This is a genomic window from Micromonospora sp. CA-259024 (assembly GCF_050936255.1).
In the GTDB taxonomy this organism is placed as follows: Bacteria; Actinomycetota; Actinomycetes; order Mycobacteriales; family Micromonosporaceae; genus Micromonospora.
Map to the genome: position 1 here is coordinate 1,195,897 of NZ_JBNJND010000002.1, position 26,023 is coordinate 1,221,919.

Annotated in this window: 33 protein-coding genes; 12 read left to right on the plus strand and 21 right to left on the minus strand. The window is 71.8% G+C overall.

The window, feature by feature from the left end; genetic code table 11:
* The first annotated feature begins 74 nt into the window (after positions 1-74).
* A complete protein-coding gene (locus ACQEUX_RS24935; RefSeq protein WP_433052922.1) occupies positions 75-887 on the plus strand; it encodes a helix-turn-helix domain-containing protein in 813 nt (270 codons plus the stop codon).
* Complete coding sequence (locus ACQEUX_RS24940) at positions 878-1,069, plus strand: DUF397 domain-containing protein (RefSeq protein ID WP_433052925.1); 192 nt, start codon at positions 878-880, stop codon at positions 1,067-1,069. Before ACQEUX_RS24935 ends, ACQEUX_RS24940 begins: the two co-directional genes overlap by 10 nt.
* Before the next feature lie 230 nt (positions 1,070-1,299).
* Here the strand turns inward: ACQEUX_RS24940 and ACQEUX_RS24945 are convergent, their stop codons facing one another.
* Together ACQEUX_RS24945 and ACQEUX_RS24950 are read right to left on the minus strand one after the other, a co-directional pair.
* Positions 1,300-1,821, minus strand: coding sequence for an O-acetyl-ADP-ribose deacetylase (locus ACQEUX_RS24945; protein ID WP_433052928.1), 522 nt, complete (start codon positions 1,819-1,821; stop codon positions 1,300-1,302).
* Between the two features lies 1 nt (position 1,822).
* Complete coding sequence (locus ACQEUX_RS24950; protein WP_433052931.1) at positions 1,823-2,614, minus strand: EI24 domain-containing protein; 792 nt, start codon at positions 2,612-2,614, stop codon at positions 1,823-1,825.
* A 210-nt stretch (positions 2,615-2,824) separates the two neighbouring features.
* Here ACQEUX_RS24950 and ACQEUX_RS24955 point away from each other — a divergent pair, with 210 nt between their 5' ends.
* From ACQEUX_RS24955 to ACQEUX_RS24975, 5 genes are read left to right on the plus strand one after another with little or no spacing between them, the layout of a single operon-like run.
* Entirely contained in the window at positions 2,825-3,733 is a 909-nt protein-coding gene (locus tag ACQEUX_RS24955; protein WP_433052934.1) for an ABC transporter ATP-binding protein, read from the plus strand.
* A gap of 11 nt (positions 3,734-3,744) precedes the next feature.
* Complete coding sequence (locus ACQEUX_RS24960) at positions 3,745-4,479, plus strand: ABC transporter permease (RefSeq protein ID WP_433052937.1); 735 nt, start codon at positions 3,745-3,747, stop codon at positions 4,477-4,479.
* A 10-nt stretch (positions 4,480-4,489) separates the two neighbouring features.
* A complete protein-coding gene (locus ACQEUX_RS24965; RefSeq protein ID WP_433052940.1) occupies positions 4,490-5,761 on the plus strand; it encodes a sensor histidine kinase in 1,272 nt (423 codons plus the stop codon).
* A complete protein-coding gene (locus ACQEUX_RS24970; RefSeq protein WP_433052943.1) occupies positions 5,758-6,399 on the plus strand; it encodes a response regulator in 642 nt (213 codons plus the stop codon). Before ACQEUX_RS24965 ends, ACQEUX_RS24970 begins: the two co-directional genes overlap by 4 nt.
* A 22-nt stretch (positions 6,400-6,421) precedes the next feature.
* Positions 6,422-7,390, plus strand: coding sequence for a helix-turn-helix transcriptional regulator (locus tag ACQEUX_RS24975; protein WP_433052946.1), 969 nt, complete (start codon positions 6,422-6,424; stop codon positions 7,388-7,390).
* On the opposite strand, the gene ACQEUX_RS24980 is transcribed toward ACQEUX_RS24975, so the two are convergent.
* The 6 genes from ACQEUX_RS24980 to ACQEUX_RS25005 form a co-directional block, all read right to left on the minus strand.
* Positions 7,381-8,295, minus strand: a complete 915-nt coding sequence (locus ACQEUX_RS24980) for an SDR family oxidoreductase (RefSeq protein ID WP_433052949.1) — start codon at positions 8,293-8,295, stop codon at positions 7,381-7,383. The genes ACQEUX_RS24975 and ACQEUX_RS24980 overlap by 10 nt on opposite strands.
* Positions 8,296-8,363: 68 nt before the next feature.
* Positions 8,364-9,101: an alanyl-tRNA editing protein gene (locus ACQEUX_RS24985; protein ID WP_433052952.1), complete on the minus strand. Its 738-nt coding sequence runs from the start codon at positions 9,099-9,101 to the stop codon at positions 8,364-8,366.
* An 11-nt stretch (positions 9,102-9,112) separates the two neighbouring features.
* Positions 9,113-10,000, minus strand: a complete 888-nt coding sequence (locus ACQEUX_RS24990; RefSeq protein WP_433052955.1) for an alpha/beta fold hydrolase — start codon at positions 9,998-10,000, stop codon at positions 9,113-9,115.
* A complete protein-coding gene (locus ACQEUX_RS24995) occupies positions 9,997-10,311 on the minus strand; it encodes a DUF2516 family protein (protein WP_433052958.1) in 315 nt (104 codons plus the stop codon). Before ACQEUX_RS24995 ends, ACQEUX_RS24990 begins: the two co-directional genes overlap by 4 nt.
* Positions 10,312-10,382: 71 nt before the next feature.
* Complete coding sequence (locus ACQEUX_RS25000) at positions 10,383-11,069, minus strand: hypothetical protein (RefSeq protein WP_433052961.1); 687 nt, start codon at positions 11,067-11,069, stop codon at positions 10,383-10,385.
* Positions 11,066-11,632 (minus strand): helix-turn-helix domain-containing protein, encoded by a 567-nt coding sequence (locus tag ACQEUX_RS25005; protein ID WP_433052964.1) that lies wholly within the window; start codon positions 11,630-11,632, stop codon positions 11,066-11,068. The genes ACQEUX_RS25000 and ACQEUX_RS25005 overlap by 4 nt, the downstream gene beginning before the upstream one ends.
* Positions 11,633-11,744: 112 nt before the next feature.
* On the opposite strand from ACQEUX_RS25005, the gene ACQEUX_RS25010 reads away from it, so the two are divergent.
* Complete coding sequence (locus ACQEUX_RS25010) at positions 11,745-12,542, plus strand: alpha/beta fold hydrolase (RefSeq protein ID WP_433052967.1); 798 nt, start codon at positions 11,745-11,747, stop codon at positions 12,540-12,542.
* 174 nt (positions 12,543-12,716) lie between these two features.
* Here the strand turns inward: ACQEUX_RS25010 and ACQEUX_RS25015 are convergent, their stop codons facing one another.
* The 4 genes from ACQEUX_RS25015 to ACQEUX_RS25030 all read right to left on the minus strand — a co-directional run bounded on the left by ACQEUX_RS25015 (position 12,717) and on the right by ACQEUX_RS25030 (position 16,159).
* Positions 12,717-13,676: an asparaginase gene (locus ACQEUX_RS25015; protein WP_433052970.1), complete on the minus strand. Its 960-nt coding sequence runs from the start codon at positions 13,674-13,676 to the stop codon at positions 12,717-12,719.
* 94 nt (positions 13,677-13,770) lie between these two features.
* Complete coding sequence (locus ACQEUX_RS25020; protein ID WP_433052973.1) at positions 13,771-14,598, minus strand: 3-keto-5-aminohexanoate cleavage protein; 828 nt, start codon at positions 14,596-14,598, stop codon at positions 13,771-13,773.
* Between the two features lie 23 nt (positions 14,599-14,621).
* Positions 14,622-15,734 carry a YgfZ/GcvT domain-containing protein gene (locus ACQEUX_RS25025; protein ID WP_433052976.1) on the minus strand — a complete coding sequence of 371 codons (1,113 nt, stop codon included), beginning with the start codon at positions 15,732-15,734 and terminating at the stop codon, positions 14,622-14,624.
* The gene (locus ACQEUX_RS25030) at positions 15,731-16,159 is read right to left on the minus strand and encodes a Fur family transcriptional regulator (RefSeq protein ID WP_433052979.1); all 429 of its coding nucleotides are present in this window, start codon (positions 16,157-16,159) and stop codon (positions 15,731-15,733) included. Before ACQEUX_RS25030 ends, ACQEUX_RS25025 begins: the two co-directional genes overlap by 4 nt.
* Before the next feature lie 69 nt (positions 16,160-16,228).
* Between ACQEUX_RS25030 and ACQEUX_RS25035 the strand changes: the two genes are divergently transcribed.
* Positions 16,229-17,107, plus strand: a complete 879-nt coding sequence (locus ACQEUX_RS25035) for an aminotransferase class IV (RefSeq protein WP_433052982.1) — start codon at positions 16,229-16,231, stop codon at positions 17,105-17,107.
* Here ACQEUX_RS25035 and ACQEUX_RS25040 read toward each other — a convergent pair whose 3' ends face one another.
* Complete coding sequence (locus tag ACQEUX_RS25040) at positions 17,108-17,695, minus strand: FABP family protein (protein ID WP_433052985.1); 588 nt, start codon at positions 17,693-17,695, stop codon at positions 17,108-17,110.
* 55 nt (positions 17,696-17,750) lie between these two features.
* Positions 17,751-17,855 carry a small membrane protein MtfM gene (gene mtfM / locus ACQEUX_RS25045; protein ID WP_030327764.1) on the minus strand — a complete coding sequence of 35 codons (105 nt, stop codon included), beginning with the start codon at positions 17,853-17,855 and terminating at the stop codon, positions 17,751-17,753.
* Positions 17,856-17,867: 12 nt separating this feature from the next.
* Here mtfM and ACQEUX_RS25050 point away from each other — a divergent pair, with 12 nt between their 5' ends.
* From ACQEUX_RS25050 to ACQEUX_RS25060, 3 genes are all read left to right on the plus strand, one after another.
* Positions 17,868-18,242, plus strand: a complete 375-nt coding sequence (locus tag ACQEUX_RS25050) for a DsrE family protein (protein ID WP_433052989.1) — start codon at positions 17,868-17,870, stop codon at positions 18,240-18,242.
* Between the two features lie 76 nt (positions 18,243-18,318).
* The gene (locus tag ACQEUX_RS25055) at positions 18,319-18,699 is read left to right on the plus strand and encodes a hypothetical protein (protein ID WP_433052992.1); all 381 of its coding nucleotides are present in this window, start codon (positions 18,319-18,321) and stop codon (positions 18,697-18,699) included.
* Positions 18,696-20,750, plus strand: coding sequence for an amylo-alpha-1,6-glucosidase (locus tag ACQEUX_RS25060; RefSeq protein WP_433052995.1), 2,055 nt, complete (start codon positions 18,696-18,698; stop codon positions 20,748-20,750). Before ACQEUX_RS25055 ends, ACQEUX_RS25060 begins: the two co-directional genes overlap by 4 nt.
* 19 nt (positions 20,751-20,769) lie before the next feature.
* Here ACQEUX_RS25060 and ACQEUX_RS25065 read toward each other — a convergent pair whose 3' ends face one another.
* The 7 genes from ACQEUX_RS25065 to ACQEUX_RS25095 form a co-directional block, all read right to left on the minus strand.
* Positions 20,770-21,633, minus strand: coding sequence for a hypothetical protein (locus ACQEUX_RS25065; protein ID WP_433052998.1), 864 nt, complete (start codon positions 21,631-21,633; stop codon positions 20,770-20,772).
* Positions 21,634-21,738: 105 nt separating this feature from the next.
* Positions 21,739-22,293 carry a winged helix-turn-helix domain-containing protein gene (locus tag ACQEUX_RS25070; protein ID WP_433053001.1) on the minus strand — a complete coding sequence of 185 codons (555 nt, stop codon included), beginning with the start codon at positions 22,291-22,293 and terminating at the stop codon, positions 21,739-21,741.
* Between the two features lie 144 nt (positions 22,294-22,437).
* A complete protein-coding gene (locus tag ACQEUX_RS25075) occupies positions 22,438-22,758 on the minus strand; it encodes a DUF1416 domain-containing protein (RefSeq protein WP_433053004.1) in 321 nt (106 codons plus the stop codon).
* A gap of 2 nt (positions 22,759-22,760) precedes the next feature.
* Entirely contained in the window at positions 22,761-23,609 is an 849-nt protein-coding gene (locus ACQEUX_RS25080; RefSeq protein ID WP_433053007.1) for a sulfurtransferase, read from the minus strand.
* 205 nt (positions 23,610-23,814) lie between these two features.
* The gene (locus tag ACQEUX_RS25085) at positions 23,815-23,979 is read right to left on the minus strand and encodes an Ms5788A family Cys-rich leader peptide (RefSeq protein ID WP_433053010.1); all 165 of its coding nucleotides are present in this window, start codon (positions 23,977-23,979) and stop codon (positions 23,815-23,817) included.
* A gap of 20 nt (positions 23,980-23,999) precedes the next feature.
* Positions 24,000-24,788, minus strand: a complete 789-nt coding sequence (locus ACQEUX_RS25090) for an LmeA family phospholipid-binding protein (protein WP_433053013.1) — start codon at positions 24,786-24,788, stop codon at positions 24,000-24,002.
* Positions 24,789-24,892: 104 nt separating this feature from the next.
* Positions 24,893-25,951, minus strand: a complete 1,059-nt coding sequence (locus ACQEUX_RS25095) for a hypothetical protein (protein ID WP_433053016.1) — start codon at positions 25,949-25,951, stop codon at positions 24,893-24,895.
* Between the last annotated feature and the right edge of the window lie 72 nt (positions 25,952-26,023).

Consider the following 26,023-nt stretch of genomic DNA (forward strand, 5'->3'; position numbering starts at 1 on the left):
TGGAGCGGCGTCGGCGGGATGCGTTGTCGCTGCTGAGGAACGACGAGGGGCCGGGTTGACATGTTGGGGGAGGGTTGGGGAACGTGAGCATTACGGCGGCGGAAATCCTGCTCGACGAGCTGCGCCACGCGCGGACCGCGCGGGGAATGAATCAAGACGAATTCGGCAGGTTTATCAGCTACTCCGGCACTCATGTCAGCGCCGTAGAGACCGGTACCCGCCCGCCTACCAGCGACTACGTAGCAGCCATCGATAAGGCCCTGAAGACGGGCGGAATCTTCGTACGGCTGCTCGAACGGCTCTCCGCACTCGACTTGGCGCCCGTGTGGCTGCGGGAGTGGATCACCTTCGAGGAGCAGGCGAAGGCCCTGAGGTGGTATGAGCCGGCCTTCGTCCCAGGGCTTCTGCAGACCGAGACATATGCGCAGGCGACACTTCAAGCCGGTGGGCTTCTCACTGTTGACCAAACCAGGCGACGGGTCCGGTCGCGTATGGACCGGCAGGCGGTACTTCATCGCGAGGACCCGCCTCACGTGGTGATCGTGCTTGATTCGGCAGTGCTTCGGCGGACCGTAAGCGATAACCGCACGCTGATACGTGAACAGCTCGAACACCTCGCGGCTGTCGCCGAACTGCCGCACGTGCAAATTCATGTCGTGCCGGATGATGCGGGGCTCTACCCTGGCCTTCAAGGCGGGTTCATCCTCGCCACGATGCCCGACGACACGGTCATCGGGCATGCGGACTACCAGGTGCGATCGCAGACCGTTAGCGCCGCTGGCGAGATTGCTACGCTCCAAAAGACGTGGGAGGCCGTACTTCGGGACGCGCTCCCCCGCCGGCCCTCTCTAGATCTGATCAAGGAAGCGGCGAAGACATGGACATGACTGACGCCCGTTGGCGCAAGTCGACGAAGTCCGGGACGAACGGTGGCAACTGTGTCGAGGTCGCCGACAACCTGCCGGGCGTCGTACTGGTCCGGGACACCAAGGACCATGACGGCATAACTCTGACCTTCGGGCCGGCAGCCTGGCGCGCCTTCGTCGCGGAGTGTCCCGAGCGGCCGTAACCGCCTTAAGCCGCGCGATCAGCATCCGTCCCGACTTCGCCCTGCGCGCGGGTAACGCCCGTCGGCGGGGTGTCGCTCCGGTAAGCGATATACCTCTGAGGCATAAATATGACTCTCAGGTATACGGCTCACCAGCGACACTCCCACCCGAGAGGGCACCAAGGGCACCGAGGCCGCTACCGCCATCGAATGATCAAGCGGGAGGATCGGCGGCCTCGCCGACCCCGCCCCTAGCCGACGGGGTTGTTGAAGACCTGGCGGGCGGTGGCGTGGGTGTCGGTGCCGAAGAGCACCAGGCGGGCCTCGGTGACGGTGGCCGGCGTGGCCGAGCGCAGCACCGCCAGCGCCTGTCGGACCGCGTCGTCGATCGGCCAGCCGTAGATGCCGGCGGAGATCAGCGGGAAGGCCACGGTGGTCGCGCCCAACTCGTCGGCGACGCGGAGGCTGTTGGCGTAGCAGTCGCGCAGCAGCGTCGTACGGTTCTCTGTGGCCGACCAGACCGGCCCGACCGTATGAATTACCCAGCGGGCAGGCAGCTCCCCCGCGGTGGTCGCTACCGCCTGCCCGGTGGGCAGGCCCTTGCCGTAGCGCGACGCCCGCAGCGCCCGGCAGTCGGCCAGGATGGCTGGCCCACCGCGCCGGTGGATGGCGCCGTCGACTCCGCCACCACCGAGCAGGGACGAGTTCGCGGCGTTCACGATGGCGTCCACCCGCTGGGCGGTGATGTCTCCCTCGACCAGGGCGATCTTCATATCATCTCCCCTCGATCGACTGACCGAGCGAGCGACGGGCCAGCAGGGTGGCACCGGCCACCGCCGCCGGCATGATCAGCACCGCGCCGAGCGGGATGAGGAAGCAGAGGAACACCGCCACGCCGAACCCGAGCGCGGCGGGCCGATCCGCCTTCAGGATCGTCCGACGCTGTGGCAGCCGCATTCCGCGCCGGTAGAACGGCGCGCCGACCAACTCCACGGCGAGGAACCAACCGCCCACCGCCGCCCCGATCACCGGGACCACCGTCTGGCCGACCACCGGAATGAAGCCGGCGAGGAAGAGTGGGATGCCGACCAGCGCCGTGAGCGCCACCAGCCGTACCGAGTCGGCGAGGCTGCGGCGCAGCGACGACCAGAAGGGCACGTCCACCGCGCCCGGCGTGCCGCCGTACCGCTGCTCGACCTGCTCGGAGATCTTCTCGTAGAACGGGTCGCCGATGACCAGGGTGACGGCGGTGAAGCTGACCACGGCGAGCAGGCCGCCGAGGCCCAGGAAGGCCAGCCCGGCGATCACCCGGACCAGGCTGCGGCCGGTGCTCGACCAGTCGTCGGCGAACGGGGTGACCAGCGCGGCGAGGTCGTCCACGACGTACACCAGGGTCGCGAACGCGGCCAGGAAGAGCACACCGGAGATCAACGCCGGCACGATGCCGAGCAGCATCAACCTCGGACTGCGGACGTAGAGACCCAGCCCCCGCAGGAGCAGCCCCGCCCCGGCGAGGAAGCGTCCGACGGCCCCGGTCACCGGGCTGGCGATTCTGCTGGCATCCACGATCGAGCAGCCTAGCGATCGGTGCGAACGGTTGCCGGACGGCGCGTTGACGCAGCGCGTCGACAGGGATTCCGTCCTTGCACATCAACCCGTTGGTGGATCGCCGAGGTCAGCCACTGCCCCGAAGGATCATCAACGGCTGGTCGATCCGCTGTCGAGCCGAAACCCCCAGGCTGAGGAGGCACAGCCACGACGGCGGAGGGCGGCACGATGCCGGTCATTGAGGTGACCAGTCTGCACAAGCGGTACGGCGACCTGGTGGCCGTGGACGACGTGTCGTTCACGGTCGAGGCCGGGGAGATCTTCGGCGTCCTTGGCCCCAACGGCGCCGGTAAGACCACCACCGTCGAGTGTGTCGCCGGGCTCCGTGTCCCGGACGGGGGCGGGGTGTCGGTCCTCGGGCTCGACCCCCGCCGGGACGCGGCCCAGCTCCGCCAGCGGGTTGGCGTGCAGCTCCAGGAGAGCCAACTGCCGGACCAACTGCGGGTCTCCGAGGCGCTGGAGCTGTACGCCTCGTTCTACCGCGACCCGGCCGACCCGGCGGGCCTGATCGACAGGCTGGGTCTGGGCGACAAGCGGGACACCGCGTACAAGAAGCTCTCCGGCGGTCAGAAGCAACGGCTGTCGATCGCGCTGGCGCTGGTCGGTAACCCGATGATCGCGATCCTGGACGAGCTGACCACCGGCCTGGACCCGCAGGCGCGGCGGGACACCTGGACGCTCATCGAGCAGATCCGGGACAGCGGCGTGACGATCGTGCTGGTCACCCACTTCATGGAGGAGGCCGAGCGGCTCTGCGACCGGGTCGCCGTGATCGACCGCGGACGGGTCGTCGCACTCGACAGCCCGGCCGGGCTGGTGTCGACGGTGGTGCCGGAGCAGCGGATCCGATTCCGGCCGTCCGCCCCGGTGGACGACGCTCTCTTCACCGACCTGCCCGAGGTGACCGCCGTGCACCGCGCCGGCAGCCAGGTGGTGGTGACCGGCACCGGTGACGTGCTGCACGCGGTCACCTCGGTGCTCGCCCGCAACCAGATCGTCGCCGCCGACCTGCGCCTGGAGCAGTCCACCCTCGACGACGCGTTCGTCGAGCTGACCGGGCACCGGCCCGCCGAGTGAGAGAGAGCGACATGCACGCCTTCGGGAAGATCCTCAAGATCGAGATACGACTCTTCCTACGGGACTTCGGCTCGCCGCTGACGACCGTCGCGTTGCCGCTCGCGCTGCTGCTGGTGTTCGGGCTGATCCCGGCAGGGCGCAAGCCGGAGGCGCAGTTCGGCGACCTGTCCTTCATCCAGTACTTCGCCCCCTCGCTGCTGGTGATCACGCTCGCCATGTCGGCGGTGAACATCCTGCCCACGGTGCTGGCCACCTACCGGGAACGTGGGGTGCTGCGCCGACTTGCCACCACCCCGGCCAGCCCGGCCGCGCTGCTGGCCGCCCAACTGGTCATCTCACTCGCCACCATCCTGGTCAGCGCCGTGCTGCTCATCGTGGTCGGCCGGTTGGCATTCGACGTACCGCTGCCCCGGCGTCCGCTGGGCTTCACGCTGGCCCTCGTCCTCGGTACGGCGGCCCTGCTGGCGCTGGGCCTGCTGGTGGCAGCGGTGGCGCGAACCGCCAAGTCTGCGCAGGCCCTGACCGTGCCGCTGTTCATGACGGTCATGTTCTTCGGCGGCGTCTACGTGCCCCGGTTCCTCCTGCCGGACTTCCTGGTTCGGATCGGCGACTACACGCCACCGGGGGTGCAGGCGCTGCTCGACGCCTGGACCAGCACCTCACCGCAGCTGCCGCACCTGGCGATAATGGCGGTGGTCGCGGTGGCCGCCGGTACGACCGCCGCGAAACTCTTCCGCTGGGAGTAGGCAACGACTGATGACCAGCATCGCGGAACAGGTCGACCGGCTCGCCGTGTGGGAGGCGCGCGAGGCGAGCGTCTACCGGGTTGTGCCCTTCGTCGGGCTGCTCGTCGGGACCGTGCTGGCACGCTTCGCGCCGGCCCCGGGCAGCCTGCCGTTCCCTCCGACCCTGGCAGTCGCCGTGGCGGCCGGCTGCTGGGTCGCCTGGTTCATCACCCTGCACCCGCAGTGGATCACCCGGCGGGCGCTGATGGCGGCGTACTACCTCGGGCTGCTCGCCTCCAGCGCCGTGCTGGTGGTCGCCAGCCCGTGGTACGGCTTCTTCGCCTGGGTCGGCTTCGTGCACGCGTTCCTCGTGCTTCCCGGCCGATGGCGGTTCGCCGGGGTGGCCGTGACCGGCGTGCTGGTCGCCACCGCGCAGAGCGCGGGCCCACCGTCCTCGGCGGCGCACTGGCTGCTCTGGTCGGTGCTGGTGCTGTTCAACGCCGGAGCGGCTGGCGCGGTGAGCTGGTTCGGCACGGTCACCGAGCGGCAGAACGCCAATCGCAAACTGCTGGTGGAGGAACTGGCCGAGGCCAACCGGAAGCTCGCCGACACGGCCCGGGAGAACGTGGGGCTGCACGCCCAACTGCTCACCCAGGCCCGGGAGGCCGGCATCCTGGACGAGCGCCAGCGGATGGCCCGGGAGATCCACGACACCCTGGCCCAGGGGTTGACCGGCATCATCACCCAGCTGGAGGCGGCCGAGCAGACCCGCGACCATTCCGCCGACTGGCGCCGGCACGTGGACAACGCCATCGCCCTCGCCCGGGAGAGCCTCACCGAGGCCCGCCGCTCGGTGCGGGCGGTCCGCCCGGAGCCGCTGGAGACGGCTCGGCTGCCGGACGCCCTCGCCGAGCTGGGTGGGCGCTGGTCGGCCCTCAGCGGGGTACGCGCCGAGGTGGCCACCACCGGCACGCCCCGCCCGCTGCACCCGGAGGTCGAGGTGACCCTGCTGCGGGCCGCTCAGGAGGCGCTGGCCAACGTGGCCCGGCACGCCGCCGCGTCGCGGGTCGGGCTGACCCTGTCGTACATGGAGGACGTGGTCACCCTGGACGTCCGTGACGACGGGACGGGATTCGACGTCACCAACCAGCCGGCGCCGCAGGAGCCGGGCGGCGGGTATGGGCTGACCGCCATGCGGCAACGGGTGAGCCGGGTCGGCGGCGAGCTGGCCATCGAGTCCGAGCCGGGCGTCGGCACCGCCGTCTCGGCCTCCGTGCCCGCCCTCGCCGGGAGTGCCGGATGACCGGGCCGGTACGGCTGCTGATCGTCGACGACCATCCGGTGGTGCGGGACGGGCTGCGCGGCATGTTCACCGGCGACCCGGGTTTCGACGTGGTGGGCGAGGCTGCGGACGGAGCCGAGGCGTTGGCCCTGGTCGCGACGCTGCGCCCGGACGTGGTGCTGATGGACCTGCGGATGCCCGGGATGGACGGGGTGACCGCAATCGGACGCTTGGCCCGCTCCGGCAGCGTCGCCCGGGTACTGGTGCTCACCACGTATGACACGGACGCGGACGTGCTGCCGGCCATCGAGGCGGGCGCGACCGGCTACCTGCTGAAGGACGCACCCCGCGAGGAGCTGGTCCGAGCGGTACGGTCCGCAGCCCGGGGCGAGTCGGTGCTCGCGCCGAGCGTCGCCGGCCGGCTGATGGGACGGCTGCGCGCGCCGGCCGAGGAACCGCTCAGCCACCGCGAACTGGAGGTGCTCACCCTGGTGGCCCGGGGTGCCTCGAACCGGGAGGCGGCGGCCCAGCTGTTCATCAGCGAGGCCACCGTGAAGACGCACCTGCTGCACGTGTACGCCAAGCTCGGGGTCAACGACCGGGCTGCGGCGGTGGCCACCGCGTACGACCGGGGGCTGCTCACTCCCGGCGGGCGGTGAACGGGACGGGCAGGATGGGCGGGTGCGCGCCTCCCGACTGATCTCGCTGCTGTTGCTGTTGCAGGCGCGCGGGTCGATGACCGCGAGCGAGCTGGCGCGGGAGCTGGAGGTCTCCGAGCGGACCGTCTACCGGGACGTGCTGGCGCTCTCCGCCGCCGGCGTGCCGGTCTACGCCGACCGGGGTCGGGCCGGCGGCTACCGCCTGCTCGGCGGCTACCGCACCAGACTGACCGGGCTGACCCGGGACGAGGCGGAGGCGCTCTTCCTCGCCGGGCTGCCCGGGCCGGCCGGCGACATGGGGCTCGCCGACGCGGTCGCGTCCGCCGAGCTGAAGGTGCTCGCCGCGCTGCCACCGACTCTGCGGGACGCCCCGGCTCGCACGGGGCAGCGGTTTCACCTGGACGTGCCGGGCTGGTTCCGGGAGACGTCGCCGCCGCTCTGGCTTCCCGAGCTGGCCCGGGCGGTCTGGGCGGACCGGGTGGTGGAGTTGCGCTACCGGCGCGGCGACCGGGAGGTGCCCCGCCAGGTGCAGCCGTACGGGCTGGTGCTCAAGAACGGGGTCTGGTACCTGGTGGGTCGGGTCGGCGCGGACACGCGCACCTACCGGGTGGACCGGGTCACCGGTGTCGAGGTGAGCGAGGAGCACTTCGAGCGCGACGAGGACTTCGACCTGGCCGGGCACTGGCGCGAGCAGGCCGGGTCGTTCCTGCGGACCATGCTGCGGGCGGAGGTCACCGTCCGCCTCAGCCCGGCCGGCCTGCACCAGCTCCGGCATCTGGTGGACGCCCCGTTCGTGTACGACGAGGTGGTCGCCAGCGCCGACGGGCCCGACCGGCAGGGCTGGGTCGTGACGCGCCTGCCGGTCGAGTCCGTCGGGGTGGCGTACCACCAGCTTCTCGGGCTCGGCCCCGAGGTGGAGGTCCTCGATCCGCCTGAGCTGCGGGAGCTGTTCGCCGAGGCCGCTGAGAGGTTCCGCGCCCTCTACCGGTAGCCGGTGACGTCGGCCGGCTTACCGGCGTCGACCACCTCGGTGATGTACCGGAACGCCTCCGGCTGGCTACCGTCGAGGTCGGTGAACCCGTACACCTTGGACAGCGCGCCGGCGTCGACGGACATGCCGTTCCAGCGGGCCTTCTCCTCGTCGGCGGCGAGCGCGGCCACCGCGCGGCCGACGAAGGCCGGGGTCTCCGAGATGAGGAAGTTCGGGTCGACGGCCGCGCCGTCGCGCCAGTTCTCCTCGGTCACGCCGAAGTGCTCCAGCATCGCCTCCGAGCGGATCCAGCCCGGGGTGAGCGCCACCGCCGTGCAACCGTGCGGCTTCAGCTCGTGCGCCTGACTGAACGCGAGCCGGTTGACCGAGACCTTGGCCAGGTCGTAGAAGAGCGACAGCCGGTAGTTGTCGTCGTTGTACGCCTTGGTCCCGTCGCCCATCTCCACCACCAGGCCGCCGGGCTTGCGGATCAGCAGCGGCAGGGCGAAGTGACTGGTGACGATGTGCGTGTCGACGGCCAGGCGCAGGGTGCGGAAGCCGGCGTCCAACGGCTGCTCCCACACCGGCTTCTCCCAGGTGACCAGCGGGTCGCCGCCCCAGATGTCGTTGACCAGCACGTCGAGCTGGCCCTGCTCGGCGTCGATCCGGGCGACCAGGTCGCGGACCTGCTCGGGCACCAGGTGATCGACCTGGACGGCGATGCCGGTGCCACCGGCGGCGGTCACCAGCTCGGCGGTCTCCTCGATGGTCTCCGGCCGGTCCATCTCGGAGCGGCCGGCCCGGGTGCTGCGGCCGGTGGCGTACACGGTGGCCCCGGCCGCGCCGAGCTGGACGGCGATCTGCCGCCCGGCACCCCGGGTGGCACCGGCGACGAGCGCGATCTTTCCTGTCAGCGGTTGCGTCATGTCTGCGACGTTGTCAGGAATACCTGACAACCGCCGTCCGAATTACCGGACGGGTCGGGCGGCGACGGTCAGTCCACCAGCCGGACGCGGACCCGGCGGTTGGCCCGGCCCTTGCTCTCCACCTTGACCACCTGCACCTTGCCGATCTGGGCGGTGGAGGCGACGTGGGTGCCGCCGTCGGCCTGCACGTCCAGCCCGACGATGTCGACGATCCGGACCTCCTGCTCGTCCGGCGGGATGAGGTTGGACTGGGTACGGATGATGTCCGGCAGGGCCAGCGCCTCACCGCGCGGCAACACCCGCGTGGCGACCGAACGGTCGGCGGCCACCTCGGCGTTGACCAGCTCCTCGATCCGGCTCTTGAAATCCGGGGGCACCTCGGGGAGGTTGAAGTCCATCCGGGCCTCGCCCGGCTCCATGGAGTTGCCGGTCACGAGCGCGCCGAAGTCGCGGAACACCACACCGCAGAGCACGTGCAGCCCGGAGTGCGTACGCATCAGCCGGGTCCGGCGCTCGTCCTCCACCGCGCCGACGACCTCGGTGCCGACCGGCGGCAGCGGGTCACCCTCGGCGGGAATGAGATACGGGTCGTCGCCCTTGCGGGTGCCGACGATCCGGGTCTGCACGCCCTGCCAGAGCAGTACGCCGTGGTCCGGCGGCTGACCCCCGCCGCCCGGATAGAACGCCGACCGGTCCAGCACGATGCCCTGCTCCGGGTCGGCGTGCAGGACCGTGCAGGTCCACTCGCGCAGGGTCGGGTCGGCGAGATCGAGGCGGTGAGTCCGGCCGTGCTGTGTGACGCCCATGACAGGGCAGGTTACTCGTTCAGGAAGCCGGAGATGCGGTCCCGTAGGTCGGCGCGTTCCGACCAGAGCACGCCGGGCCGGTCGTACACGTGCAGGGTGGCCTGGGGCAGCGCGGCGGCGAGCCGCTCGGCGACCTCGACCGGGTGCAGGTCGTCGCCCGCGCTGGCGATCACCAGCGCCGGCGCGGTGACCCCCGCCAGGTCACTGACCGCGCGCAGCGGCGTCTGCTCCGCCAGTGTGGCCAGGCCGTCGTCCAGACCGTCGCGAAGGAGCTGGTCGAGCCGCTGCCGCAGGTACGCCCAGCCGGCCGGGGTGTTACGGATCGCCGCGGGCAACTCCAGCGAGACGACGTCGGCGACGGCCGACGCGTCTCCGCTCTCCACCGCCTCCAACAGGTCCGTGATGCGTTCCTGGGCGACCGGCCCGCGCGGCTCGTCGAGCACCGCGGGCAGGAAGAAGACCAGCTTCTCGAAGCGTTCCGGGCTCTCGGCCAGGAGCCGGCACAGGGCGCCCGCGCCGAGGCTCGCCCCGAACGCGCGGCTGGCCCCGCCGAGATCAGCGATCGCGCGCAGGTCCCGGGCCAGGTCCAGGTAGCTCCACGGCCCGTCCGGCGAGTCGGAGCGGCCATGCCCGCGGAACTGGAAGAACACCTTGCGGCCGAGCACTCCACTGCCGAACGGGCGGGTGGTGGCGATGCCGTTGCCCAGCCCGTGCGCGAAGACGGTGACCGGATCACCGGTGCCGGTGACGAGCCGCTCCAGCCGTACCTCGTGCGGAGTGGTGACCAGCTCGGTTTCCGGCTCCGGCAGGGCCGGACGGCCGGTGCGCGGCCCACCCGGGCCAGGCCCCCAGGTGCGGGGCCCGCTGTCCGGTGGGGGCGGCCAGCGGAAACCTCTCACCAGAACCCTTTGCCGTCGCCGAGCTCACGCAGGCCGACTCGGACGTCGAGGAGATAGATGAGCGCGGCGGCGATGCCGATCAGTCCGAAGAGGCTGATCGGCCCGAAGCCGAGCAGAGTGAGCACGAGGCAGACCGCCAGGATGGCGATCCAGCCACCCTTGGGCAGCGTCCCGATGGCGGGGAAGGCGTCGGAGCGCTGCGTGACGGCGTGCACCAGCGCGACACCCTGGATGATCAGCGCGAAGACGAGCAAAATCAGCTCGATCACGTAGCGGACTTCGAACGCGAAGATCGGCGCGGCGTTGGCCATGCCGGCAAGCTTATGTCGACGACCCCGGCTACGTCCGACAAGGACGCCGCCGGGGTCGTCGACATGACGAACTACTCGGCAGCCGGGCGGGTCCGCTTGGTGGCCCGGGGAAGCTTCGCCGACGGGGTCGCGGCCGGCTTGGCGGCCTTCGGCGCACGGGCGGCCTTCTTGACGGCGGCCGGCTTGGCCTCGGCGATCTCGGCCACGTCGGCCGGGGTCGGCGTCTCGACCGGGGCCGCAGCGGGGGTGGTCGGGGTGGTGGCTGGCGTCACGCCCTGGGTGGCCTCGATGTCGGCGTCGACCGTCTCGGCGGCCTCCAGCACGCCAGCGCCGACGACCCGCTCACCGCGGGCGACCAGCGCGCCGTACGCGGCGAACGCCCGCTCCTGGGCGGCCTGGGCGCCCGCGACCACCACGGCGGCGTTGCGGGTCGCGGCGGCACGCAGCTTGTCGAGGTCGGCGACCTCGCGCAGCTTGGCCAGGTCGGCCGACTCGCGGAGCTTGGCCAGATCCAGCTCGGCCTGCGCCCGGCCACGCAGGGTGCCGGCGGTCTCATTGGCGGTACGCAGCGTCTCGGTGGCCCTCTGACGCAGCTCGAAACCGGTCAGCACGGCCCGACCACCCAGGTCGGCGACGACCCGGGTGCCGAGGACGCCGACCACGGCCGGCAGCTTGCGCAACTGCTCGAGAGCCAACTCTCCGGCGCCAGCGGCGGCGTAGATCGGGGCGGGGATGCGGTTGGTCTTCGGCTCGCTCATGACGTCTCCTCCTCGGCCGCGTCGGCGGCCTTCTTCTCGGGGGTGCTGGTCCTGCTCGGGGCGGGGGCGGTGCCCGCCTCGGTGACGGCGACCGACTCGAGTACGGCCTCGGTCGGGGTGCCGCCCGCGGTGGTGGGGCCGGTGGCGGCCAGGTTGGCCACGTCGGCGGGCTGGTCGGCGACGTCGGTCGGCGTGGTGGTCCCGGCCTGGGCCTCGGCCAGCCGGGTGTTCTCCCGGCGGAACGTCTCGTAGATCTGGCTGAGTGACTGCTTCTGGGCCATCGTCAGGTCGGCGTCCACGGCGATGGCGGCGAGCACACCGTGGCCCTCCTTGTCGTCGAGCAGCCCGGCGCGCAGGTACATCGCCGGGGTGGAGACCCGCAGCGCACTCGCCAGTTGCTGGAGCACCTCGGCGCTGGGCTTGCGCAGGCCGCGCTCGATCTGACTGAGGTACGGGTTGCTGACCCCCGCCTGCTCGGCGAGCTGCCTCAGCGAGATCTTGGCGTTGCGCCGCAGATCGCGGATGAACCCGCCGACGTCGGGAAGGTCCTTGGGTGTGGCCATGACATCGACGCTAACCGGCCGCGCTAGCTCCTGCAAGCAAAACGCTTGCCATAGTTAGCAAGGTCTCAGCGTCCCATTTGCGCGATGCCCACCCGGTCCGTAGGTTCCGTCCGTGCACAAGATCACAGTCAATGGAGCAAGCATCGCGTACGACGAGGCCGGCACCGGGTCGCCGGTCGTGCTGCTGCACGCCGGCATCGCCGACCGGCGGATGTGGCGGGGGCAGTTGCCCGCGCTCGCCGCCCGGCACCGGGTGATCGTCCCGGACCTGCGCGGCTACGGAGACTCGGAGCTGCCCCCGACCCCGTTCGCGCACCACGACGACGTGGCCGGGCTGTTGGACGCGCTCGGCCTGCCCCAGGCAGCCCTGGTGGGCTGCTCGTTCGGTGGCTCGGTCGCCATCGACACCGCGCTGGCTCATCCCGACCGGGTGAGCGCGCTCGCGCTGTTCGACACGGCGGTCTCCGGCAACGAGTGGTCCGAGGAGGCGAACGACCTCTGGGACGACCTGGTCGGAGAGGTCGACCCCGACGACTTCGTCGCTGGCGCGGCCGGCGAGGTGCGGTTCTGGGTGGTCGGCCCGGGCCGCCAGCCGGGCGACGTCGACCCCGAGTTGGTGGCGTTCGCGCAGGAGATGGACCAGCGTGCGCTCGCCGCCGAGCTGGCGCTCGGCGCGGTCGAGGTGGGAGAGCTGATGCCGCCCGCGATCGGTCGCCTCGGCGAGCTGAAGGTGCCCGTCCTGGTCACCGCCGGGGCCGCGGATGTGCCGGACATCAGCCGGCTCGCCGACCGGATCGCCGCCGAGGTCCCCAGCGCGGTACGACTGCCCGACGTGCCGGACGCCGCGCACCTGCTGCCGCTGGAGCGGCCGGAGCCGGTCAACGCCGCCCTGCTCGACTTCCTGAGCTGAACGACCCGGCTCCACCACGGCCCGGGCCGAGGGTGTCGGGCGAACGAGTCTGATACCTCAGAGGTATAACTATGCCTCTGAGGTATCGCGCTCATCCGTGAGTGGCCGCCCCCGACGGTCGGGACCAGCCGTGGCTGTCGCGCGGCGGGCTGGCCATGCCGGTGCTACCGGCGCTCACCAGAGCGGGCGGACCGCGCCGACCGGGACGCCACCGCCGAAGAGCGGCACCTCGGCGTACTCGGTCAGCACCGGGGCGTCCACGCCGAGCCGGCGCAGCGCGGAGACCAGCACCGGCATCCGAGCGCGGTCGGCGCCGTCATCGATCTTCAGAGCGACAGCGCCGACGCCCGGCAGCGCCACCGCGATCACGCCCTCGGCACCGACCTTGGCCAGGAGGCCCGGAACACCGCGCATCAGCCGGGTGTCGTCGGCCTGGGTGCCACCGACGATCTCCGGGTGGGCGCGCATGGCGTCGGCCACCGTGCGCGGCACCGAGCCGGGCTCGGCGTCGACCAGCCGGAGGTACGCCCCGGCCAGGCCGGTCAGCGACACCGCGAGCACCGGGGCGCCGCAGCCGTCCACACCCACCGCCGCCGCCCGCTCGCCGGTGAACTCCTCGATGGCCGCCCGCAACCGCTGCTGCAACGGGTGCTCCGGCCGCCAGTAGCCCTCCAGCGGCCAACCGGCGGCCTCGCAGGTCAGCAGCATCCCGCTGTGCTTGCCGGAGCAGTTCATCTGCACCCTGGTGGGGCCACCACCGGAGCGCAGCACCGCCTCCCGGGCCGCGGCGCCCACCGGCAGGTCAGGCGGGCAGTGCAGCGCGGACGCGTCCAGCCCGGCGCGCTCCAGCAGCGCACCGACCCGGGCCAGGTGGAAGTCCTCACCCGCGTGACTCGCCGACACCAGCGCCACGTCGGCCGGATCGGTCAACGCCAGGCCGGCACGGAGCATCCCGATCGCCTGCATCGGCTTGCTGGCCGAGCGGGGAAAGACCGGCGAGGTCACGTCCCCGGCGGACGCCACCGGCAGACCGGCGGCGTCCAGCACCACCACCGAGCCACGGTGCGCACCCTCCACGAACCCGGACCGAACCACCTCGGCGAGCGGCGCGCCGCCCTCGTACGTCTTTGTCACGCGCTGGACGGTACCGACGGTCCCGGGGTGCCCGGCGGCGGGGTGACCAGGAGGTCCACCGCCCGGGTGACAGGGGCGTGGGACAGGCCCGGCCTTACAGCCCGAGCAGCTCGCGGGCCTCGGTCGTGGTCAGCGGCGGACGCTGGGCGAGCTGTGCGAAGCCGACCGCGCGGGCGACCAGCTGCATGTTGGACTCCACCGGACGGCCCTTCGCGTACGTCACGGTGTCCTCCATGCCGACCCGCAGGTGCCCGCCCGTCGACAGCGCGGCCAGCAGCACCGGAATCGTGCTCCGGCCGACGCCGGTGGCCGAGAAGGTGGCGCCCTCGGGCAGGTCCCGCAGCATCCGGTGCGCGGCAACCAACGTCTCGGTGGTGCCCGGCATACCGCCCGGCACACCCATCACGAAGTCGACGTGCACGTGCCCGCCGGCCGGGAGCCCGTACTTGCCGAGCAACCGCTGCAACGCGGACAGGTGACCGAGGTCGAAGATCTCGTACTCCGGCACGATCCCGCGTTCCTGCATCCGGGTGTGCAGGTCGACGATGAACTCCCAACGGTTGAGGAAGACGTCGTCGCCGAAATTGACCGTGCCCATGGTGCACGAGGCCATGTCCGGCCTGGCGTCGAGCACGGCGAGCCGGGAGGCCTCCGGGTCGGTCACCGCGCCGCCGGACGAGAGCTGCACGATCAGGTCGGTGCTCTCCCGCAGCGCCGCCACCGTGTCGGCCAGGCGCACCGGGTCGAGGGTCGGCCGCGCCGCGTCGTCGCGGATGTGGACGTGGATCACGGCAGCACCGAGCGCCTCGCACTCCTTGGCGGTGCGCAGCAGCTCGTCGAGCGTCACCGGCAGTGCCGGCACCTCCGCCTTGGCCGACTCAGCGCCGGTCGGGGCCACCGTGATCAACGTCCCTGTCGTCATGCCGGCGATCCTAGACGGCCCGCTCAGGACGGGTCGATCGCCGCTGCGGTCTCGCCGATCATCAACGCCGCGTCATCGGGGACGTTCCGCTTCAGCACCGCGAGGGCGATCTGGCCCAGCTCGTGGTGCAGCACGGCGGTGCCCACGAAGCCCACCGGCCGACCGTCGCGGGTCACCGGCGTACCGGCGACCGGCGGCTGATCGGTGGTCACGCCGTCCAGGTGCAGCAGCACCAGGCGACGCGGGGGCCGGCCCATGTTGTGCACCCGGGCCACCGTCTCCTGCCCCCGGTAGCAACCCTTGTCCAGATGCACCGCCGGAGCGATCAGGTCGACCTCGGCCGGAATCGTCCGGTGGTCGGTGTCCACGCCGACCCGGGGCTGCCGCGCGGCCACCCGGATCGCCTCGTACGCCCAGAGCCCCGCGAGCGGCACGCCGGCCCCGCGCAACTCCGCCACGACCTGGTCCATCGCCGACCGGGGCACCAGCAGGTCCACCCCGAGCGGGCCGCGTCGGGCCCAGCCGCCGATCGGCAGCGGTCGTACGTCGTACCGAACGCTCGCCCGGGGTGGCACGGCGCCGTGGGCGAACTTCGGACCCGGCACCGCGACCAGGTCCGGTGCGGCGAGCCCGGTCACGCCGAGGGTGCCCAGCGCCTCCGTCGCCGCCGGCCCGACCAACGACAGCAGCGCCCGCTCGGCGGTCGCGTCGCGCGGGTCGACCTTGCTGAAGAACCGCATCTTCTCCAGGTACGAGAGCAGGCCCTCGGTCGCCCCCGGCTCGGTGTCCAGCCAGGCGGTCTCGCCGTCGTCGGCGACCAGGGCGTGCTGCTCGACGTGCCCGTGGGGGGACAGCACCAGCAACTCGGTGCCCTCACCGGCGGCCAGCTTCGTCAGGTGCTGCGAGGTGATCGTGTGCAGCCAACCGGCGCGCTCTTCCCCGGGCACCGCGATGACCCCCCGGTGCGACCGGTCGACCAGGCCGACCTCGGTGTCGAGGGTGCGCTGCTCGCGCAGCGGGTCGCCGTAGTGCGCGGCCACCCCCCGCACCCCGGCTGCGGCGTGCGCCGGATCCGGCTGGTCGCGGCTGGCCTCGTCGATGCTCTCGACGGCCACCGCACCCGCGATGTCGATCATTTGTCGTCCCCGTTCTCGCAGCGTGCGCAGACGCCGAAGAGTGACACGTGCCCGATATCCACCAGAAACCCCCGCTGCGTGGCCAACTGGTCGGCGAGCGGGCGGAGCAGCTCCGGATCGATCTCGTCGATCGCGCCGCACTCCCGGCAGACCAGGTGGACGTGTTGGTGCTCGCCGGCCGCGTGATAGGTCGGTGAGCCGTGCGACAGGTGCGTGTGGGTGACCAGACCGAGCCGTTCCAGCAGCTCAAGCGTGCGGTAGATGGTGGTGATGTTGACGCCGGCGGCGACCTCCCGAACGGCGGTGTGCACCTGCTCCGGGCTGGCGTGCCCCAGATCGAGCACCGCCTGAAGGACGAGCTGCCGCTGGGCCGTCAGCCGCAGCCCACGGGCCCGCAGCATTTCCGCGAGGGAGGATTCGGACACCGTCCGATCATAGTTCGGCCGCCGCGCCGGTCCCCGCACCGCGACCGACCGCCACTACGCTCGACGGTCATGGTGATGTCGTCCCCCGGGAACGTCGCGGCCGATCCGACCGGGCGGATCGCCGTGCTCGGGCGCGGCCCGGTGCCGGCCGGCGAGCCCGTACTCCGCGGCGACGACCTGGGCGTCCTGCACGGCGACGGCCTCTTCGAGACCATGCACCTGCGTCAGGGCCGGCCGTGGCTGCGCGACGAGCACCTGGCCCGGCTGGCCGCGGCGGCCTTCGCCGTCGAGCTGGTCCTGCCCCCCACCGCCGCGCTGGTCGATCTGCTCGACGAGGTGCGCGAGGGCTGGCCGGCGCAGGTGGAAGGGGCGCTTCGGCTGGTCTGCACCAGAGGCCCGCAGGCCGGCGGCCCGCCGACGATCTACGCCACGCTGAACGGGGTGCCCACGTCGTCCCGGGTGGCCCGGCGGGACGGGATCAGTGTTGCCACCCTCCCGCTGGGGATACCCGCCGACGCGCGCAACGGGCTGAGCTGGCTGCCGGCCGGAATCAAGTCCACCTCGTACGCGGTCAACAGCGCCGCCCGCCGCTGGGCCGACCGGGCCGGGGTGGACGACGTGCTCTGGATCTCCTCCGACGGTTACGTACTGGAGGGGCCTACGGCCAACGTGGTGTGGCTCACCGGTGACACGCTGTGCACGGTGCCGGCCGCCACCACCGGCATCCTCGCGGGCACGACCGTGGCCTGGCTGCTCGCCCACGCCACCGAGCTGGGCCTGAGCGCCGCCGAGCGGATGGTCACCACGGCCCAGCTGCACGCGGCGGACGGCGTGTGGCTCACCTCGTCGGTACGCGGGGCCGCCGAGGTCCACACGCTGGACGGGGTGCGTCGGACCCGCTGCCCGCGCACCCCCGCCGTCCACGCCCTGCTGGGCTTTCCCGTCTAGTCAGCCGCCGACCCGGATGAGCCGGGCGGAGAGGTGCGGGCTGAGCCCGTGCCCCATGGCGGCCATCTCCTGCGCGTAGAGCAGCGCACCCTCGACGATGCCGAAGAGCCGCCGCCCGCCGGTGACCTCCTTGGCGGTCGGGGTCCGGACCACCGCGTCGGTGGCGAACTCGACCTGGGTGCCGGTGCGCTTGCCGATGTGCAGCTCCATCACCCCCGTCGGGGTGGTCAGCAGCGCCTCCAGCTCATCGGTCGCCCGCCCGTCCACCAGCACCGGCCGCCACCAGCCGACCTCGCGACCGGCCGGGCGGACCGGAGTGCTCTGCTCGTCCAGGATCCAGGCACGGGACTCGTAGTGCAGGAACGGCCGGCCGTCGTGGCTGATCCGGATCTCCTGGGCGTAGTCGAAGTCCTCGATGGTGGGGAAGCCACCCTTGCCCCGGCCCCGCCACAGGCCGATGTAGGGCAGCAGGCCGTCCAGCGCGGGGTGCAGCTTCGGCCCGACCCGCAGGTCGTGACTCTCCTCGAACGGGTACTCCTCGACCGGCGGCGCGTTCAGCCACGGTGGCTGCAGCGGGTTCTCGCTCACCCTGACACCTTCGTTCGCGACTGCGGGGCTCGCAAACCCGGCTCACTCCTCGCGCTCACCAGCGTCCTCTCGAAATGCGTACGGCAAGGTAGACGAGGCCACCGGCGAGCCCGCCCAGGCCGGCGACCAGCAGGCTGACAAACCCGATCTCGGTAACCATCCCGACCATCCTATGCTGGCCCACATGGCCCGCAATCTCGTCGTCAAGGTCACCGCGGGGGCGGACGCCCCGGAGCGGTGCGCGCAGGCATTCACGGTCGCCGCGACGGCGGTCGCGGCCGGGGCGGACGTGTCGCTCTGGCTCACCGGCGAGTCGACCTGGTTCGCGCTGCCCGGTCGCGCCCAGCAGTTCGAGCTGCCGCACTCCGCACCGCTGGCCGAGTTGCTGCACATCATCCTGACCAGTGGCCGGGTGACCGCCTGCACCCAGTGCGCGGCCCGACGGGAGATCGGCCCGGACGACGTACTGCCCGGGGTCCGGATCGCGGGTGCCGCGGTCTTCGTCGAGGAGGCGTTGGCCGAGGGCGCGCAGGCACTGGTCTACTGACCACCGACGTGGCGGTCGGTCCGGGCGGAGTGCCGATACCGACCCGACATCTCGGACCGCTGCCTACGATTCGGATGTGACCGAGGCGGCGGAGAGGTTCTTCGAATCCCTGCCGACGCGCGCCCATAACGTCCTGGGCGGCCTGGCTGACGGGACCCTCCAGATCGACCTCGGCAGCGACCACCGGACCGAGCACTGGCTGGTCCACATGCGGCCCGGTTCGGTGCGGGTCAGCCGCGAGCGCGGAGCGGCGGACGCCATCTGGTACAGCAGCGCGGCCCTCTTCGACCGACTGATCAGCGGCGAGGCCCAAGGTGTCGCGGCGGTGCTGCGCAACGAGAGCACGTTCAGCGGCAACGTCGTGCTCTTCCTCGCCTTCCGCCGGTTCTTCCCGAACCCGCCCGGCACCCGCGACCCCCGCTACGTGGCCCGCAAGGCAGCCGGGCGGCCGACGTGAGGGATCTCGTCAGCATTCTGGACGGCAACACCTTCCTGGTCAGCGACAAGCGGGGAGACATCGAGCCGTCCTACGACTTCCCCACCGGGTTGTTCTCCTTCGACACCCGCTTCCTGTCCAAATGGGTGGTCACCCTGAACGGCGAGCGGCTGCACGCCCTCTCCGTCGACGACGCCGAGTCGTACCGGACCAAGTTCTTCCTCGCCCCCGGTGAACCCACGCACTACCTGGACGCGAAGGCATCGGTGATCCGCAGCCGGGCAATCGTCGGCAGCTTCGAGGAGGAGCTGACCGTGCTGAACCACACCGGTACGGAGGTCGAATTCACCGTCCGGATCGACATCGGAGCCGACTTCGCCGACCTCTTCGAGATCAAGCATCCCCAGCAGAAGCGGGGTCGGACGACGGTCTCGGTCTCCGAGAACCAGCTGCGGCTGACCTACCGGCGGGAGGCGTTCCACCGGGAAACACGGATCAGCACCAGCGCGCCGGCGCAGGTCGACGCCGACGGGATGACCTTCCGGATCCGGATAGCCCGCAACAGCACGTGGACCACCCGGCTGCGCGTGTCCAGCGTCGTCTACGGGGCACGGGGCGAGGACATCCGCGACACCCTCCCGTTCGGCGGCAGCCGCAGCGCGAACGCCATCCGCGCGGAGCAGCAGGAGCTGATCGACCGGGCGCCGAAACTCGGCTGCGACTGCCAACCGCTCGCCGGGGCGTACCGGCGCAGCCTGAACGACCTGGCCGCTCTGCGCTACGAGTCGATCGCCCTCGGGGTGCGGCTGATCGCCGCCGGACTGCCCTGGTTCATGACGCTGTTCGGCCGGGACAGCATCATCACCTCGTTGCAGGTGCTGCCGTTCCTGCCGGAGCTGATCCCGCCGACCATCCTGATGCTGGCCGGACTGCAGGGGCACCGGGTGGACGACTTCCGCGACGAGGAGCCCGGCAAGATCCTGCACGAGCTGCGGTACGGGGAGACCGCCGGCTTCGAGGAGCAGCCGCACTCGCCGTACTACGGGTCCGCCGACTCGACCCCCCTCTTCATCATCCTGATCGACGAGTACGAACAGTGGACCGGTGACGACGCGCTGGTCCGCAAGCTGGAGCCGCAGGTCCGCGCGGCGCTGGAGTGGATCGACACCTACGGTGACCTGCTCGGCACCGGCTACCTCTGGTACCAGACCCGCAACCCGGACACCGGTCTGCAGAACCAGTGCTGGAAGGACTCCTGGGACGCCATCTCGTACGCCGACGGCCAGATGCCCAGCTTCCCCCGGGCTACCTGCGAGCTGCAGGGCTACGCGTACGACGCGAAGATTCGGGCCGCCCGGCTCGCCCGGACCTTCTGGAACGACCCGGAGTACGCCGACAAGCTGGAACGGGATGCCGCCGATCTCAAACGGCGGTTCAACCGCGACTTCTGGATCGCCGACCGGGGGTACTACGCGCTCGCGTTGGACGCCGACGGCCGGCAGGTGGATGCCCTGACCTCGAACATCGGGCACCTGCTGTGGAGCGGCATCGTGGACGATTCCCGCGCCGGCAAGGTGGTCGAGCACCTGCTCGGGCCACGGCTGTTCTCCGGGTGGGGGGTGCGGACGCTCGCCGAGGACGAGGGCCGGTACAACCCCATCGGGTACCACGTGGGCACCGTGTGGCCGTTCGACAACTCGATCATCGCCTGGGGGTTGTGGCGGTACGGCTTCCGGGACGAAGCCGGGGTGATCTGCGACGCGATGCTGGCCGCGTCCCGATACTTCGACGGGCGGCTGCCGGAGGCGTTCGCCGGCTACGCCCGCGACCTCACCGACTACCCGGTGGAGTATCCGACCGCGTGCAGCCCACAGGCCTGGTCGACCGGCACCCCGCTGCTGCTGCTGCGGGTGATGCTCGGGTTGGAGCCACAGGGCGAGCACCTGATCATCGACCCGGCCGTGCCACCGGGCATGGGCCGGGTCGAGCTGTTGGACATCCCGGGCCGGTGGGGCATGGTCGACGCGTTGGGCCGCAGCCGTGGCCCACAGGATCAGCCGGGCGGCGGCTGAGCCGGACGGTACGCCCGACTCAACCCGGGCAACCGACGGTGGCGGCCAGTCGGGTGGTGTCCTCGCCGAACTCGGCCAGCACGACGACCGGGCCGGTGCGGTACGCGTACACCGGGGGGTTGTCCAGCAGTGGGGCGCCGCCGGCCAGCGGGGCGAGCGCGGCCACCGAGGGCGCCGGGCCGGGACCAACCGCCGACCGCGCGGTGCGGGCCAGCCCGCCGCCCGGGCAGGGCACGCTGACCAGCTCCGGCGCGGCGTCGCTCGGGCGACCGAGCGATCGCAGCGCGGCGGTCAGAGCGTCGGCCTCCGGGCCGGGCGCGGTGGCCGACGCCGGGGTGTAGCCGGAGCCGACGGGGCGACATCCCGTGTCGACGATCAACCGCACCCGACCGTCCACGGTTGGCCGTCCCTCGACGGCGACGAACTCTCCCGCGTCGGCGCGCAGCACCGGGCCGTCCAAACCGGGCCCGACCTCGGCCCGCCAGCTGGCCGGCAGCCGCTCGGCGATGCCGGTCAGCACGGCACGCTCGGTGCCGGCGGGCGCGAGCACGCCAACCTCGCGCCGGAGCCTCGCACCGTCGGCGAGCGGGGTGACCCGGCAGCCCATCGCGACCCGCGCGGGCCCCAGCTCCAGCAGCCCGGTCCCACCGGCCGCCCCGGCCAGCTCGCCGACCGCCCGGTCGACCACCGGGCCTGCCTGGTCGAGGGAGCGCTGCTCGCGCACGGTCGGCGGGTCGTCGCGGACCGACGTCCAGGTGAGTACGCCCAGCAACACGGCCCAGACCGCGGTCGCGGCCAGCAACCAACGCCGCCACGACCGGGCGGGTGCCGGCGCGGCGGGACCGGTCGACGAGGCCAAGCCCGTACGGACAGCACCGCTCACCCGGCCATGGTGTCACGGGCCGCCCGCCCGCCCGGCGGCGGAGGCCACCGGGAAGTCGGGAAAACGGCGGGGCAGTGGTCGGTCAGCGGTGACGGTGACCGGCAGTCAGGCGGACCGGGGCGGTACGTCGAGCCGGTAGCCGACCCCCGCCACGGTCCGCACCTGCGGTCCTCCCGGCAGGTCACGCAGCTTGCCCCGAAGCTGCTTGATCGCGGAGTGCAGGATCGCGGTGCTGCCCGGGTACGGGCCGCTCCAGACGGCGGCGACGAGCTGTTCGTAGCTCCACACCACCAGCGGCGGGCCGATGAGCCGGGTGAGCAACTCCCGTTCGGTGCGGGTGAACGGGAGCGGGTCGCCGCGCCAGGTGACCAGGTCTCCGGCCCGGTCGACGACCAACTCGCCCCAGCTGACCGGACCCTGCGGCGCCGCCGGTGGGGTGACCGGCTCGACGGCCGGCGTCGAGCTACCCGCCGACGGGAGCAGCATCGCCCGCAGTTGGGCCAGATCGGCGCAGCTCACCACCGAGCCGACCCCATCGAGCTGGCGCAGCACCCGCTCACGCACCGAGACATCCGCGCTGACGCAGACGACGATCGGGACCTCTTCACCGTGCACGCCGCCCTCACCCACCGTGACTTCCACCCGTAGATAGTGACGCATGACGATGGATTTCGGGGCCACTCCACGCCCATGGCGTGCCGCACGGTAGAACACTGATCACCCACCCACCGTCGGCCTGACGCAGGGACGACCGGGGCCGGCCACCCAGGAGGGTGACCGGCCCCGGTCGATCAGAGCAGTGGGTCAGGCGACGGTGACAGCAACCTCGTTGATGCCCCGGCCGGCGGTGACGGCGGTGTCGCCGTTGCCGTGCCGGGACAGCGCCCGCAGCGTCCAGGAACCCGGCGCGGCGAAGAACCGGAACTGGCCGGCCGCCGAGGTGACCACCTCGGCGGTGAACTCACCGGTCGAGTCGAGCAGCCGGACGTACGCGCCCGGCACCGGCTCGTCCTCAGCGGAACGGACGATGCCGGTGATCACGGTTTCCTTCTCCAGATCCAGGCTGGCCGGCAGCGGCGCGGCCTGGTCCGGTGCGGCGCAACCCGCGGCGGTGGGAGCAGTCATGGTCAGACCTCCCCCGGCTCGTCACCGAGCGCGACCGGCACGCCGACCAGCGAGCCGTACTCGGTCCAGGAACCGTCGTAGTTCTTGACGTTGCGGTGGCCCAGCAGCTCCTGGAGGACGAACCAGGTGTGCGAGGAGCGCTCACCGATGCGGCAGTAGGCGATGGTCTCCTTGCTGTCGTCGAGACCGGCATCGCCGTAGATCTTGCGGAGCTCGTCGTCGGAGCGGAAGGTGCCGTCCTCGTTGGCCGCCTTGGACCACGGGACGCTGAGGGCGGTGGGGATGTGCCCGGCCCGCTGCGCCTGCTCCTGCGGCAGGTGGGCGGGGGCGAGCAGCCGGCCGGCGAACTCGTCGGGGCTGCGCACGTCGACCAGGTTCTTGGTGCCGATCGCGGCGACGACCTCGTCGCGGAAGGCCCGGATGGAGGTGTCCGGCTCCTGCGCGACGTACTGCGTCGCCGGGCGGGTCACCGTGTCGGTGACCAACGGGCGGGCATCCAGCTCCCACTTCTTGCGACCACCGTCGAGCAACTTCACGTCGCGGTGGCCGTAGAGCTTGAAGTACCAGTAGGCGTACGCGGCGAACCAGTTGTTGTTGCCGCCATAGAGGATGACGGTGTCGTCGTTGCTGATGCCCCGCTCGGAGAGCAGCGCCTCGAACTGCGTCTTGTTGACGAAGTCCCGGCGGACCTGGTCCTGCAGGTCAGTCTTCCAGTCAATCTTGATGGCGCCGGCGATGTGACCGGTGTCGTACGCCGAGGTGTCCTCGTCGACCTCGACGAAGACGACACCCGGGGCGTCGAGGTTCTTCTCGGCCCACTCGGCCGAAACGAGTGCGGTGTCGCGACTCATCGAATCACTCCCTGGTGAGGATGGATGGTGAGCCAACGCGCGAGTATCGATGGATTTTACTGTCGCACCACGCGCGGGACCCAGCGGAAGGACGGGATCACGGGTTCGTGCGACGGCGCCGCTGCCGGGCGTTGGTGGGGTCACCGGAGGGTGCGAGAACCCTGTGCCGGTGGCCGCCGTCAGGCGGCCGGAGACAGCCCCGCCGTCAGATGACGGGGCGACACAGGCAGGTGGCCACGCGGCACAGGTCGACCGCGCGCCGTTTGGTGAGGTGAGTCCCCATGGCCAGGGAGCCTACCAGCCAGTGACCGTGCTGCCACTGAGCCGACCACCATCCGGGAATCGACGGGGCCGTAGGCCCATGCGGCATCCCGCCGCGCGGGCTTCCCGTCAGCCGGCGGAGTTGATCGGTACGTTCTTCGCGTCGGCGGTGACCGCCAACCCTTCCGGCAGCGGTCGGACCTCCCGGACGGCGAGCTGGAACGGCAACTCGGGCAGGGGCACGTCGACCGAGATGCCCTTGGCGTAGTTGTTCAGCAGGGTGCGCGCCAACGGCAGGTTCGGCAGCCCTTCGGCGTTCAGGTCGTTGAAACGCAAGGCGACGGCGCCGTTGTCGGCCACGGTGACGTCGGCCGTGCCGTTGACGGTGAGCTTCTGACCGAGGATGTCGACGGGAGCGGTGACGGCGAGCTTGCCGTTCTGCTCGCCGAGAGTGAGCCCGGGCCGATCCAACAGTGCGGCGAGACTGTCGTAGCTGATCGTGCCGGTGCCATGGACCGTGTCCGCCACGACGTCACCCTGCCCGGTGCGCAGGGTGTCCAGCGAGGCCCGCACGTTGCGGGCGTCCACGTCGAGCACCGGCAGCTGCACGGGGTCGCCCTCGACTGAGGCCCGCACGTCCCGCAGCTTGATGGAGATCCGCTGGTAGTGGCCATCGAGCACCTGGGTGAGGAACGGCGTACCGCCAACCTCCACGTCGGGCTCGGCGGACTGCGCCCCCTGCTTGGTGACCTCCTGACGGACCCGGTCCGCGATGGTCCGCTCGGCCACCCCGACCGCCACCCGGTCGGCGACCACCAGCAACCCGGCCACCAGCAGGAGCAGAACGACAAGGCCGATGAGCAGCTTGCGGCCGCGCCGTCGGGGACGTGCCCCGTCCGCCGGATAGTCCTGCGCCACGCCGCCTCCTGTCTCCGCCCGCCGCGCCGCGACGGGTCGTCCATACCGGTGCCGCAGGGCGGCGCACCCGTAGGTACCCGACCGGCTCCGGGCTCAACCGTGACTCAGAGGAAGAGCATGCACATGGCGTACGCGGCCGGCGCCGCCAGGGCGAAACCGCCGAGCGGGCCCTGCATGTGCCGGGCCACCCACATCGTCGGCGGTTCGCCGGCCATCAGCCGACCCGCCTCCGCGTACCCCACGGCGAGGTCGGAGAGGACGGCGGTGACCGCCGCGACCAGGCCGATCACGGCGGCCCGGGTCGGCGTGAAGGGAGCCACCAGGTAGCTGCCGAGGAGCGCGCTGGTCAGTGTGCCGACCATCGCGCCAGCCACCACGCCGGCGGCGCCCCGGGGAACCTGCGGGGCCAGCCGGGGCCAGGGCAGCACCGCGTCAGTCAGCCGGGCGACGGTCAGCGCGACGCCGCTCGCGGTCAGGCAGACCGTGATCGCCTGGGTGCCGGCCGGAATCCGGCTGAGCACGATCAGGGTGCCGAAGGCCACCACCCCGACCACGATCAGCAGCGTGGCCCCGAGCGAGTCGGTGACCCGGACCCGGTCGACCCGGCGGACCAGTTGGCCGAGAACGGCGGCGAGGAACCCGCCGGCGGCCAGGTAGCCCAGCGGCGCCAGGCCGGCGATGTCGGTCTGCACCGCGGCGATGTCCGCGAGAGCCGCGACCGCGGCGCTGATCCCGGCGACCACCAGCAGCGCGGGCGGGCGCATGGCCATCGTCCAGGCGAGCACGAACAGCAACTGGACACCGAAGATGATGAAGGCGAACGGCAGCCGGTGACCGGGGCCCGACGTCTGCGCACCGAGCACCAGGCCGACACCGAGCAGCGCGGCGAAGCCGGCGATGGTCAGCGCCAACTGGCGGCGCACCTCGACCGGAGGTATGACCTCCTCCTCCGGCTCGTCGATCTCGTCCTCGGATCGGCGGGCCGGCTCGCCGGCTCGCCGGGCACGACGAGGCCCACCCCGTTCGCGGCGGTCGCCGTCAGTGGTGGCCGGACCGGTACGCGGCGCGGGCGGGTGGCCACGGGTCGGTGCGGGGGCCGAGCCCGGGTGGGGCCCAGCGGGCCACGATTCGCGGCCGGCCTCGGGCGAGGTGGAGGGAAACACGACCTGATCGTGCCAGACCGACTGCCCGACGCGGCGGTCGCGGGTTTCAGCGACGTTAAAATCCGTGCCACG